At 63.5% G+C, this 12,622-nt stretch carries 12 protein-coding genes; 9 read left to right on the top strand and 3 right to left on the bottom strand.

Annotated features, from left to right (window positions below; all coding sequences use genetic code 11):
* The first annotated feature begins 102 nt into the window (after positions 1-102).
* Positions 103-774 (top strand): heavy metal response regulator transcription factor, encoded by a 672-nt coding sequence (locus B0G73_RS11405; protein WP_106280728.1) that lies wholly within the window; start codon positions 103-105, stop codon positions 772-774.
* The gene (locus tag B0G73_RS11410; RefSeq protein ID WP_106280729.1) at positions 771-2,171 is read left to right on the top strand and encodes a heavy metal sensor histidine kinase; all 1,401 of its coding nucleotides are present in this window, start codon (positions 771-773) and stop codon (positions 2,169-2,171) included. The genes B0G73_RS11405 and B0G73_RS11410 overlap by 4 nt, the downstream gene beginning before the upstream one ends.
* Here B0G73_RS11410 and B0G73_RS11415 read toward each other — a convergent pair.
* Entirely contained in the window at positions 2,168-2,584 is a 417-nt protein-coding gene (locus B0G73_RS11415) for a VOC family protein (protein ID WP_106280731.1), read from the bottom strand. The genes B0G73_RS11410 and B0G73_RS11415 overlap by 4 nt on opposite strands.
* 54 nt (positions 2,585-2,638) lie before the next feature.
* Positions 2,639-2,980 carry a zinc ribbon domain-containing protein YjdM gene (locus B0G73_RS11420; RefSeq protein WP_106280733.1) on the bottom strand — a complete coding sequence of 114 codons (342 nt, stop codon included), beginning with the start codon at positions 2,978-2,980 and terminating at the stop codon, positions 2,639-2,641.
* 270 nt (positions 2,981-3,250) lie between these two features.
* Between B0G73_RS11420 and B0G73_RS11425 the strand changes: the two genes are divergently transcribed.
* Positions 3,251-3,553 (top strand): putative quinol monooxygenase, encoded by a 303-nt coding sequence (locus B0G73_RS11425; protein ID WP_106280735.1) that lies wholly within the window; start codon positions 3,251-3,253, stop codon positions 3,551-3,553.
* A 126-nt stretch (positions 3,554-3,679) separates the two neighbouring features.
* On the opposite strand, the gene B0G73_RS11430 is transcribed toward B0G73_RS11425, so the two are convergent.
* Complete coding sequence (locus tag B0G73_RS11430) at positions 3,680-5,158, bottom strand: sensor domain-containing diguanylate cyclase (protein WP_106280736.1); 1,479 nt, start codon at positions 5,156-5,158, stop codon at positions 3,680-3,682.
* Positions 5,159-5,416: 258 nt separating this feature from the next.
* Here B0G73_RS11430 and B0G73_RS11435 point away from each other — a divergent pair, with 258 nt between their 5' ends.
* The 6 genes from B0G73_RS11435 (at position 5,417) to B0G73_RS11460 (ending at position 12,344) form a co-directional block, all read left to right on the top strand.
* Entirely contained in the window at positions 5,417-6,349 is a 933-nt protein-coding gene (locus B0G73_RS11435; protein WP_106280738.1) for a 2-hydroxyacid dehydrogenase, read from the top strand.
* A 262-nt stretch (positions 6,350-6,611) separates the two neighbouring features.
* Positions 6,612-9,536, top strand: coding sequence for a molybdopterin-dependent oxidoreductase (locus B0G73_RS11440; RefSeq protein ID WP_106280740.1), 2,925 nt, complete (start codon positions 6,612-6,614; stop codon positions 9,534-9,536).
* A 27-nt stretch (positions 9,537-9,563) separates the two neighbouring features.
* The gene (locus tag B0G73_RS11445; RefSeq protein ID WP_106280742.1) at positions 9,564-10,307 is read left to right on the top strand and encodes a 4Fe-4S dicluster domain-containing protein; all 744 of its coding nucleotides are present in this window, start codon (positions 9,564-9,566) and stop codon (positions 10,305-10,307) included.
* 20 nt (positions 10,308-10,327) lie between these two features.
* Positions 10,328-11,278: a DmsC/YnfH family molybdoenzyme membrane anchor subunit gene (locus B0G73_RS11450; RefSeq protein ID WP_106280744.1), complete on the top strand. Its 951-nt coding sequence runs from the start codon at positions 10,328-10,330 to the stop codon at positions 11,276-11,278.
* 268 nt (positions 11,279-11,546) lie between these two features.
* Entirely contained in the window at positions 11,547-11,996 is a 450-nt protein-coding gene (locus B0G73_RS11455) for a MarR family winged helix-turn-helix transcriptional regulator (protein ID WP_106280746.1), read from the top strand.
* A gap of 39 nt (positions 11,997-12,035) precedes the next feature.
* Positions 12,036-12,344, top strand: a complete 309-nt coding sequence (locus tag B0G73_RS11460) for a hypothetical protein (RefSeq protein ID WP_106280748.1) — start codon at positions 12,036-12,038, stop codon at positions 12,342-12,344.
* Positions 12,345-12,622 lie beyond the last annotated feature (278 nt).

Below are 12,622 nucleotides of genomic sequence, written 5' to 3' on the forward strand. Positions count from 1 at the left end.
CGTAGAATGACCGGCATATCCACGTCCAGAATTCGGCGAGCGGCAGGGCGAGGCTCTGCGCCAACGCCGAATCGGAGCACCTAGCACCGAGCACCGAGCACCATGAGTATCCTCGTCATCGAAGACGATCCGAAAACCGGCGACTACCTGAAGAAGGGTTTGCGCGAGAGCGGCTATGCGGTCGATCTTGCGCGCACCGGCACGGACGGTTTGCACATGGCGCTCGAAAATGCGTACGACCTTGTGGTGCTGGATGTGATGCTGCCCGGTATCGACGGCTGGGAAATCATGCGTGCGCTACGGGCGCGGCGCGATCTGCCGGTGATCTTCCTGACCGCGCGCGACCATGTCAGCGACCGCATTCGCGGTCTTGAACTCGGCGCGGACGATTACCTCGTCAAACCGTTTTCATTTACCGAACTGATGCTGCGAATCCGCACGCTGCTGCGCCGCGGTGTGATCCGCGAGAGCGACGTGTTCGAGATCGCCGACCTCAAGCTCGATGTGCTGCGCCGCAAGGTGACGCGTGAAGGCGTGGAGATTCCGCTCACCAATAAGGAATTCATGCTGCTGCATCTGCTGGTGCGCCGTCAGGGCGAAGCGCTGTCGCGCACGCAGATCGCCTCTGAAGTGTGGGATATGAACTTCGACAGCGACACCAACGTGGTCGACGTGGCCATTAAGCGGCTGCGCGCCAAGATCGATCATCCATTTGAAAAGAAGCTGATCCATACGGTGCGCAGCATCGGCTACGCGTTCGGCGACGGCTCATGAAATTCTGGACCAGGCGCTCGCTCACGGCTCGCACTACGATACTGTTCGCGATGATCGCATGCGTGGTGATCGGCACGCTCGGCGCGTACTTCTATCACTCCGCCGAAGTCTCGCTGCAACGCCGCGCCGACGTGGTGCTGGCCGCCCGTGTCGAGCATTTCAGCCGCATCGTGCGCGATCTCTATCCGGTCGGCGAACTGAAGACCCGGCCCTTGCTATTCGAGACCATGCTCGGCGCGGAACAGGACGTGCTGCTGTTTCGCCGCCCGGGCGAGGCGCCGTTCATCGACGTGAACCCGGCGGGCGTGGCCGTGCCCGCGCTGCAAGCCGGCGTGGAGGGCCGCTTGCCGACCTTCGCCGATATCCGCCAGACGCACCTGGCCAACGGCGTGCCGGTGCATTGGGCGATCGCAACCGCAAAGGCACGCGAGGACGGCACCGAAGTCGAAGTGATCGCCGGCCACCCGATGACGGAGGAAATGCGCATGCTGGCGGCGTACCGCGACCGCATCGTGCTGGCCACGCTGATCGGCATGCTGGCCGCGACGTTGCTCGCCTGGTACGTGCTGCGCCGCGCGCTGCGCCCGGTTCGCGAGATTGCCACGCGGGCCGCGCAGATCAGCCCCACGAGCCTCTCGGTGCGGCTCGACAGCGAGGCGGCGCCGCTCGAATTGCGCCAGATCACGCATGCGTTCAACGCCATGCTCGACCGTCTCGCCGAGGGCTATCAACGGCTCTCGCAGTTTTCCGCCGATCTGGCCCACGAGATCCGGACGCCGGTCGGCGCATTGATAGGGCAAACGCAGGTGACGCTCGCGCGGACCCGCGAGCCCGACGAGTATCAGCAGGTGCTCGAATCGAATCTTGAAGAACTGAGCCGCCTGAGTCATATCGCGGAGAACATTCTGTTTCTCGCGCATGCGGACCATGCTGCGCTCTCGGTGGAACGTGAGCCGGTCGATCTGCGTGAGGAACTCGTCAGGATCGCAGATTATTTCGAAGGTCCCGCCGACGAACGCGGGATGAGCTTCGTGGTCGAGGCCGCCGGCGTGGCGTCGGTCAATCCGATGCTGTGCCGCCGCGCGATCAACAACCTGGTGGTCAATGCCGTGCGTTACGGGGCGAGCGACACCGTGGTGCGTCTGCGTGGCACGCAGGACGAGGCGGGCGCCACCGTGGCGGTCGAAAACGACGGCGCGCCGATTCCCGAAGAGCAGCTAGGCCGTCTGTTCGACCGTTTCTATCGCGCGGACGCGGCGCGCAGCGCGTTCACCGAATCGAGCGGTCTGGGTCTCGCGATCGTCAAGGCGATCATGCATTTGCATGGCGGCACGGCAACCGTGGTGTGTCCGGCGCCGGGCGTGGTGCGCTTCGAGTTGCGCTTTCCGGGCGCCTAAGTGCGGGTCGCGCCGGCCGGGTTTTCCGGCTCGTGACAGCACACGCAGAGCTTGTTGCCGTCCGGATCGCGAAAGTACGCGCCGTAATAGTTCGCGTGATATTGCGGACGCAAACCGGGCGGCCCCTCGCACGTGCCGCCATGAGCGAGCGCCGCGGCGTGTGCGCGATCCACCGTGACGCGGTCGGCGGCGAGCAGGGCGATCATCTGACCGTTGCCGGCCGACGCGGGTTGGCCATCGTAGGGCTTACCGACGACGAACAGCGGGCGCGGCGCATCCGCCGCCATCCAGCCGGCCCAGCACGCTTCCGGATCGCGGAACTTGAGGCGCAGATCGAGCGTGCCCATCAGTGAGTCGTAAAAGCTGCAAGCACGCTCGAAATCGCCGATACCGATGAAAACGTGGGAAAGCATCGCTGTCGCTCCTGATGACTACTGGCTGCACAAGCCGGCGCTGTTCGTTCAGACTCAAACCTTCTTCAGATACGCGGCCTTCAGCATAAAGTTGCCGGCGTCCATCTTGCAGTCCACTTCGTGATCGCCGCCGACAAGACGAATGCTCTTCACCTTGGTGCCCATTTTCAGCGTGATCGAGGAGCCTTTCACTTTCAGGTCCTTGATCAGCACGACGGCATCGCCATCGGCCAGCGGGTTGCCGTTGGCGTCCTTGACCACGCGCGCGTCGGCTTCGTCGACCGACGCGGCGGCGTTCATCGGCCATTCGTGCGCGCAGTCGGGGCAGACGTAGTTGTCGCCGTCCGGGTAGGTGTTTTCCATCGCGCAGTGCGGGCAGGCGGGAATTGTCGACATGATTTTTCCAGACCGCGGCGCCGGGCCGCGGAAAACTTCAGGGGCGGCGAGTATAGCGCGACGGGCGCCGGGCGGCCCGCATCCGCAACACGGAATGATGCGCTAGCGCAAACCGGCGTGTGTAGATCCTGACGCGAAAAGCCTGTGACGGCGCTATACGGGCAGCGGACTATACTCTTCCGATAGACCGGCGGTCCCCAATGTCTCGTCGTGCTTTGCGAACCCTCGCAAAGCACACCATTGTTCGCATCTCACAGCAGGAGTTCTGTCATGGTCAAGCTCGCCCTGTACGTTCGTCTTGAAGCCAAACCCGGCAAGGAAAAAGACGTCGAAGCGTTTCTGCTCGGCGGCTTGCCGCTGGTCGAGGAGGAGCCGGGCACCGTCGCATGGTTCGGTTTGAAACTGGGGCCATCCACCTTCGGCATCTTCGACGCCTTTCCGGATGAAGCCGGCCGTGAAGCACACCTGAACGGCAAGGTGGCGGCCGCGCTGATGGCGAAGGCCGGCGATCTGTTCGCCTCGCCGCCCACGATCGAAAAAGTGGACGTGCTGGCAGCGAAATTGCCGGGCTAAGCGAAGCACCGACCGCGGGGCGAGGCCGGTCGCTCCGTTGTCCGTTTCGCCGACCCCGTAACGCAAAAAAGCGCGCTGATCATCCCGACGACGCCACGCCATGATCCGGCACGGCCGATGCAATGTTCAGCGGCCCGCCAGGTCGCCCGCCGGCTGGCTCGCGTAGGTCGCGCGCTTTTCCTCGTACATCAGCAGATCGGCCCGCTGCACGCCCGCTTCGAGCCGGTCGCCGCGCTGGCAGGTGGCCGCGCCCATCGAAAAACTGAGCGGCGAGCCCGGATAAAACTGATTGTTCAGCTCGATCAGTTGGCGGATCGCATCGATCATTGCGGCGCCTCCGCGCTCGTCGGTGTCCGGCATCAGAATCGCGAACTCGTCGCCGCCAATCCGCGCCGCATGAAACGGCGTCTCGGTCGCCTTGGCGAGCACCTCGCCGGCGCGCCGCAAAAGCGCGTCGCCGGCCGCGTGGCCGAGCTGATCGTTGACGCGTTTCAAACCGTTCAGATCGGCCATGATGATCGTCACGGGCCACGGACCTTTGCGTTCGAGCCGGTTCAGTTCGTCCACGTAGAACGAGCGGTTGCGCAGTTTGGTCAGCACGTCGTGCTTGCCGAGAAACTCAAGGTAGGCTTCGGCCTTCTTGCGCGCCGTGATGTCCGTGAGCGCCACCAGCACCAGATCCCAGCTCTGCTCATGCCCCGGCAGCACGGAAAACTGCAGGTGCACATGCACCTCGCTGCCGTCGAGCGAATAGTTGAGCACTTCGCGCTGCTGGAACAGCTTGCCGTCCCATAGATCGACCAGTTGCTCGCGGAAATGCGGACGCATGTCGTCGCGGAACACCTCGGCGAGATGCGACAGCAGCGTTTTCTTGTCCTTCGCCGCGAACATGTCGAGCGTGTGCTGGTTCACGTCGAGCACATGGATTTCCTGCATGCAGCGTTCGACGAACTCGGGATGCACGTCCGTAAACACGCGGAAATCGTTGATGCCGGCCGCCCGTGCTTCGTCGAGCAGACGCTTGACCGCGCTGAAATCCTCCACCCAGAGCGACACCGGCGAATATTCGAACAGACCGCGAACATACTGCTCGGCAAGCGTCACGCGATGCCGCGCGCCTTCCAGTTCCGTGATGTCTTCCACCGACACCAGCACGCGATCCCAGCGCGCCTCGTGGCCGGGCAGCACGGCGCCCTTGAGCAGCACGTCGAGGCGCCGTCCGCCGAGCGTGTAGTTGACCGTCTGGCTGGTGAACTGCGCTTGGCCGGCCCACAACTGGCATAACTCTTCCAGATGCGTCTTGAGCATGTCGTCGCGGAACACCGAGGCGAGATTGCCGGTGAGCGCTTCGAAATCGACAGCCTCGAATTGCGTTAGCGTCTTCTGATTGACCTTGATGACGCGGATGCTGTGCGCGCATTGCGCGACGCAGCCCGGATTGGCGGCGAAATGCGCGCGCAGATCGGTTATGCCGTCTGCCCGCCATGCGTCGAACAAGGTGCGCACGCCGCTGAAGTCTTCGAGCCAGAGCGAGACGGGCGCGAGTTCGAACATCTCGGAATCGTCGTTGGCGGGCGCCGGGCCGCGCGGGAGGATATCCAGCATGAGATTCTCAAAATCGGAAGTGCCGCTATTTTAAGACGGGTTCGGCTGTGGCTGAAAAGAAAGACCGGTTACGCATCATTTTTACGCCAGGCTATCAAGCGGGATAACGGCGCCGTACCGTTGGACTTGACGCGCGCCAGGGTGCATCCGGCGGGGTGTCCAGCCCTTCAGCGGGCTTGCCGGCAAGCCTTCCGGAGGCTTGTTACACTGGCCTGCAAATTGTCCTGTCCATTCACGCCGTCAGGAAAAAGCGCCGCCATGAAGCCATCCCTGCTGGTTCTGATCTACCTTAACGATGCAAGCCGCGCGAAGATCGAAGCCGCGTTCGACGTGGTCTATGCGCCCGACGCCACCGCGCGAGCCGCCGCGCTCGACGCGCACGGTGAGACGATTCGCGCCGTGCTGACCAACGGCACGACCGGGCTCGCCGCCGCGGACATCGACCGCATGCCGCAACTCGAACTAGTCAGCGCGCTGGGCGCGGGTTATGAAAACCTCGCCGTCGACCACGCCCGCTCGCGCGATATCGTGGTCGTCAACGGCGCGGGCACCAACGATCATTGCGTGGCCGATCATGCGTTCGCGCTGCTGCTCGCGGTGGTGCGCGACGTGCCGCAACTCGATCAGGCCACCCGCAAGGGTGTGTGGCGCGATTCGTTGCCGATGCAACCGAACGTCTCCGGCAAGCGCCTCGGCATTGTCGGGCTCGGCAACATCGGCGAGAAAGTCGCGCGGCGCGGCGCGGGGTTCGAGATGGAAATCGGCTATCACAACCGTAAGCCGCGCGAAGGCTCGCCGCATCGGTACTTCGATAGCGTGGCAGGCCTTGCGCGCTGGAGCGACTTTTTGATCGTCGCGACGCCGGGCGGTGCGGGCACGCGTCATCTGATCGGCGCGGCGGTGTTCGAGGCGCTCGGTCCGCAGGGCTTCGTGGTCAACGTGTCGCGCGGCAGCGTGCTCGATACGGCGGCGCTTGCGCAGGCGCTCACAACAGGGACGATTGCCGGCGCCGCGCTCGACGTCTACGAGAGCGAGCCCAATCCGCCCGAAGCCTTGCTAATGCTGCAGAACGTGGTGCTGACGCCGCACGTGGGCGGCCGCTCGCCGGAAGCGATCACGGCCTCGGTCGACAACTTTCTGGACAACGCCCGCCGGCATTTTGCGGGAGATGTGGTACTGACGCCGATCTGATATCCACAACCGGCGCGGTCTGTACTACCTGCCTTCGTCACTGCCCGGCCGGTTGCCGATGTGCGCGCACTCTTCGTCGGACAGCGCGTGCGGCATGGCCGACGCTAGCCGCCGCGCCGTCGAAAGCCAAACACAAACTATCGGCGCAGCGGATAGTTTCTCTCGAAAATGGCGATTTCCCTTGTGAGGCCACCACGCATAGGATGGGCGGTATCGCATCACCACCGCTTCGGCGCAGCCGGAGCAGCGACGGAGATCCCGCATGGAACATCACGCTCGCACGCAGAACGAACGGCTCGACATCAAGACGACTACTTGCTACATGTGCGCCTGCCGCTGCGGCATTCGAGTGCATCTTCGCGAAGGCGAGGTGCGCTACATCGACGGCAATCCGGAGCATCCGCTCAACCAGGGCGTGATCTGCGCGAAGGGCGCCTCGGGCATCATGAAGCAGTACTCTCCCGCGCGTCTCACGCAACCGCTGATGCGCAAGCCGGACGCGGAGCGCGGCAGCGCGCAGTTCGAGCCGGTGTCGTGGGAGCATGCGTTCGAGATGCTCGAAAAGCGTCTGGGCCACATTCGCGCCACCGACCCGAAAAAATTCGCGCTCTTCACCGGCCGCGACCAGATGCAGGCGTTGACCGGGCTCTTCGCCAAACAGTTCGGTACGCCTAATTACGCGGCGCATGGCGGCTTCTGCTCGTCCAATATGGCGGCGGGCATGATCTATACGATCGGCGGCTCGTTCTGGGAATTCGGCGGCCCGGACCTCGACAGCGCCAAGCTGTTCTTCATGATCGGCACGGCGGAAGATCATCATTCGAATCCGCTCAAGATCGCGATTTCGAAGTTCAAGCGCGCGGGCGGCCGCTTCATCGCGATCAACCCGATTCGCACGGGCTACGCGGCGATCGCCGACGAGTGGGTGCCGATCAAGCCCGGCACCGACGGCGCGCTGTTCATGGCGTTCCTCCACGAGTTGATTGCCGCCGACGCGTGGGATCACGAATTCGTGCGCCGCTACACCAACGCGGCGGAACTCGTCTCGCTCGACGAAGCCAGCGAAAACTTCGGCCTGTTCGTGCGCGATCCCGAGCGGCCGGTCGGCAATCCGCTGTTTCCACAGAATCATCTCTGGTGGGACACTCAAGCTGCGCGCGCCGTGCCGCATCACGCGGCCGGCGTCAGTCCCGCGCTCGACGGCCGCTATACGCTCGAGGACGGCACACCCGTCACGCCGTCGTTCGCCTTGCTGCGCGAACGCGTGGCCGATTGCACGCCCGAGTGGGCTGCCGGCATCACCGGTATTTCGGCCGACACGATTCGCCGCCTCGCCGGTGAAATGATTCAGACGAGCCGCGAGCACCGCATCACCTTGCCGATCCGCTGGGCCGACGCGTGGGGCGAGACGCACGAAACCGTCACCGGCAACCCGGTCGCCTTTCACGCGATGCGCGGACTGGCGGCGCACTCCAACGGCTTCCAGTCGATTCGCGCGCTGGCCGTGCTGATGTCGCTGCTCGGCACGATCGACACGCCCGGCGGCTTTCGTCACAAGTCGCCGTTTCCGCGTGCCGTGCCGCCGTCGGCGAAACCGCCGAACAGCCCCGACGCCGTCAAGCCGAACACGCCGCTCGCCACCGGCCCGTTGGGCTGGCCCGCCGCGCCCGAGGATCTGTTCATCGACGAACAGGGCGGCCCGGTGCGCATCGACAAGGCCTTCTCATGGGAATATCCGCTCGCCGTGCATGGCCTGATGCACAGCGTGATTACCAACGCGTGGCGCGGCGATCCGTATCCCATCGACACGCTGATGATTTTCATGGCCAACATGGCGTGGAACTCGTCGATGAATACGATGAAAGTGCGTGAAATGCTGGTCGACAAGCACGCCAGCGGCGAGTACAAGATTCCGTTTCTGGTGGTGTGCGACGCGTTTCAGTCGGAGATGACCGCGTTCGCCGATCTGATCCTGCCCGACACGACGTATCTGGAACGGCACGATGCGATGTCCATGCTCGACCGGCCGATCTCCGAATTCGACGGCCCGGAGGATTCGGTGCGCGTGCCGGTCGTGCCGCCTACCGGCGAATGCAAGCCGTTCCAGGAGGTGCTGATCGAGCTTGCGTCGCGTCTGAAGTTTCCTGCCTTCACGACCGCGGAGGGCGCGCGCCGCTTTCGCGACTATCCCGACTTCGTCGTCAATTTCACGACTTCGCCGGATTCCGGCGTGGGCTTTCTGATCGGCTGGCGTGGCAAAGATGGCGACAAGGCGCTGGTGGGCGAACCGAATCCGCAGCAGTGGGAGCAGTACGCGAAGAACAATTGCGTGTTCCATTACCCGTTGCCTGAGACGCTGCAATATATGCGCAACTGCAACGGACCGTATCTCGAGTGGGCGGTTAAGCACGGCTTCCGCAAGTTCAGCGAACCGATTCTGATCCAGCTTTACTCCGACGTGATGCAGAAATTCAGGCTCGCCGCGCAGGGCCGCACGAGCGGCAGGCAACCGCCGGATCATTTGCGCGCGCGGGTGGAAAAGTACTTCGATCCGCTGCCGTTCTGGTATGCGCCGCTCGAAAGCGCGGCGACCGACCTCGACAGGTTTCCGCTCGCCGCGGTGACCCAGCGGCCAATGGCGATGTACCACTCGTGGGACTCGCAAAACGCATGGCTGCGGCAGATTCACGGCGAGAACTATCTGTACATGAATCCGTTGATGGCGGCCGAGAACGGTATCGCCGACGGCGCGTGGATCTACGCCGAATCGCAATGGGGCCGCGTGCGCTGCATGGCACGCTTCAGCGAAACCGTCGAGCCGGGCACGGTATGGACGTGGAACGCGATCGGCAAGGCGTCGGGCGCATGGAATCTCGGGCCGGGCGCGAACGAATCGCAACGCGGTTTCCTGCTCAATCACCTCATCACCGACGAGTTGCCCAACCGCGTCGACGACGTAGCGCGAAGCATGTCGAATTCCGATCCGGTGACGGGCCAGGCCGCATGGTACGACGTGCGCGTGCGCATCTATCCGGCGGAGGCGGACGCGCGGCATACGCTGCCGCAGTTCGCGGCGATGCCCGCCGTGCCGGGCGAGAACGGTGTGATCTCGCGGATCGTGCAAACCTACTTCGCGGGACGAGGGGAGTTCGCGGCGCGGCTGCGCGGCGCGACGGGCCGCAAATAACATCGGGACAGCCGCAAGGAGCCTGTGATGACACAGATGGCATTGGTGATCGACCTGAACGTGTGCGTGGGATGCCACGCTTGCGTGACGAGTTGCAAGGAGTGGAACACGTCGGGCGAATCGGGCAGTCTCGCCGACATGAATCCGTACGACGCGGATCCGTCCGGCACGTTCTTCAACCGGGTGCAGAGCTTTGAAGCCGGCAGTTTTCCCAACGCCGAGACAATCCATTTTCCGAAATCGTGTCTGCACTGCGAGGATCCGCCGTGCGTGCCGGTCTGTCCGACCGGTGCAAGCTATAAGCGCAAGGAAGACGGGCTCGTGCTGGTGGACTTCGACCGCTGTATCGGCTGCAAGTATTGCGCGTGGGCGTGTCCGTACGGCGCGCGCGAACTCGACGAAAGCCGCAAGGAGATGACCAAGTGCACGCTGTGCGTCGATCGGATCCACGATGAAAATCTGTCCGAGCGCGATCGGCAACCGGCCTGTGTGCTCGCTTGCCCGACTTCGGCGCGGCTGTTCGGCGATATTCACGATCCGGAGTCGGTGGTGTCGAAGGCGATCGAGGAGCGCGGCGGCTATCAGTTGATGCCTGAGTGGAATACGCGGCCAGCGAACCACTATTTGCCGCGCGTGCCCACCGAGGCCGCGGGCTGCGGCAGTGGCTCGTGCTCGTGCAAATCGACGGGCTCGGTACAGGAACCGGAATCGCTCGATGCGCAATTCGAGCGCGGCGAGTTGCATCTTGCGTCGATGGCGACGCGCATCTAATCAACCCATAGGACCTCACGATGAATCCCGCATTCTCCGTGGTTTTTCTCACCACCTTGAGCGGCGCGGCACAGGGTCTGCTGATCGCGCTCGTCGGTGTGGAAACTGCCGCGCATCTCGGTCTGCTCGCTTCGCCCTCCGGTGCGTTCTATATCACCGGCGCGGGTGTGTCGGTGGTGTTGGGTGGACTCGGACTAATCGCGTCGTTCTTCCATCTCGGTCATCCCGAACGCGCATGGCGCGCGATCGCCATGTGGCGCACGTCGTGGTTGTCGCGTGAATGTCTGTGCCTGCCGGCGTTTCTCGCCTGCGCGTTTTTATATGGCGTCGCGCATTGGTTCACCTCGCCGTGGTCGCTCGCGATCGGCTGGCTCGGCGTGCTGGCGAGCGCCGTGCTGTTCGTCTGCACGGCGATGATCTATGCATGCCTGCGCTTTCTGCAGGAGTGGGCCACGCCGCTCACGCTGGTGAATTTCGCGCTGCTCGGTTGCGCGTCAGGCTTCACGCTGGCGACGGCCTTGAGCGCGTGGTTCGCGCCTGAGTGGACGGTTGGACTCGCTGTCTGCGCATGTGTGCTGACGCTCGCCGGTTGCGCGAGCCGCTCGGCGTCGCTCATGCGCAATGCGCGCTTGCGGCCGAAGTCGACGGTGCAGAGCGCCACCGGCATTCACAATCCCAAGCTGGTGCAGGTGTCGCGCGGTTTTACCGCCGGTGCGTTCAATCTGCGCGAGTTCTTTCACGGCAAATCGGCGGGCACGCTGCGCAATGTCAAATGGGGCTTTCTCGCGACGGCGTTTGTCGCGCCGGTTTTGTTGATGGCGCTAGGCGCGAGCCTGCATTCGATTGGCGTTTCGCTCGGCTCGCTGGCCGCGGCGTGTCTTGTGCAATACGCGGGGCTGGTGGCGGAGCGGTGGTTTTTCTTTGCAGAGGCGAAGCATCCGCAGAATCTTTACTACGCGAGGGTAGGCTAAAAGAGGCGCGCTCCGACATATCAAGTGGACGCAACGAACGCGGCCGCCAGGAATGGCGGCCGTGTCGTTTCTCTGTGCGTTCGCACGTAAGATGAAACTGCGAGCGCATTAAAACCAATTGCTACAGGGGAGCAATTCAGTACAAGTTGAAATTGAGGGCGTTCATAAGGGGAAATTTTCACCAGCCTCGAAGGTGCACCCTGCAGTCCGTATTTGCATTTAGACAGTTTAACTTGCAAGTCTAACTGTCTTGGTTTACGCTTCGCGCATGACCCGTGTCCCTGAATCCACTCCGCCGCTGGAAAACGTCGTCTCCGATCTGGCGCTGGCTGTCGGCCAGCTTCTGCGCCGGCTGCGCATCGCCAGCCCCGGCGACCTGAACCTGTCGCAGTCCAGCGTGCTCGCGCGGCTGGAACGTGAAGGCCCGATGACCACCGCGGCTCTCTCGCGCGCCGAATCGATGAAGCCTCAGTCCATGAAAACCATCCTCGCAAGCCTCGAAGAAGAGGCCTGCGTCGAGCGGGAACCGCATCCCACGGACGGCCGCCAGATTCTCTTCGCCATCACGCGCAAAGGGCTGAACGAACGCAAGCGGCGCACGGCGGCCAAACGCGAATGGCTGCTGGCGACGCTCGAACAGTTTGATCCTCAGGACGTCGCGACGCTCGCTGCTGCCATCCCGCTGATCAGGCGACTCGGCGATTCCACGCTTCCCTAGCCATTCTGGCTTCTCCCGCTTCCTTCGAAAGGACGAACCATGAGCTTCGTTGTAGCCTTCTTCGCGGGTGCCTTCCTGTGCAACGCGATGCCGCATCTGACCGCCGGTCTGCGCGGCGAAGTGTTCCCGTCGCCGTTTTCGGCGCCCCATGGCAAGGGGCCATCGTCGCCGCTCGTCAATTTCCTGTGGGGCTTGCTGAATACACTCATCGGCCTGGCGCTGCTGATTCACCACCCGTTCACGCCCGGCTTCAACATCGATAGCGTGGCGCTGCTCGTCGGCGTGCTGGTCATGGGTGTGTTCGCATCGCTTCATTTCGGCCGCGTGCGTCGTGAAGGTCTGTTTTGAGCGCGACGCAATAGGCTCGGCCCTCTCCGCTGGTCTGGAAGATCACCACCGTCGCCGTACTCGGTTCGCTGCTCGCGCAGCCCTACTGTCGGCAGCCGATGACATGTCTGGCGGCCAGCATGACGTAGGTTCTTTACCGACAGAGACCGGGCCCATGAACGGCCGGCCATGTTCGAGGTATGAGCGGCCGCTCGCGAGCCCGAAATAGTCGCACGGAACCAGCGTTCCGCCGTGCCCGACCCGGAAGACCGGGCCGAAAAGTTCTAGCCGATAGCGGC

The organism is Paraburkholderia sp. BL25I1N1, from assembly GCF_003002025.1.
In the GTDB taxonomy this organism is placed as follows: domain Bacteria; phylum Pseudomonadota; class Gammaproteobacteria; order Burkholderiales; family Burkholderiaceae; genus Paraburkholderia.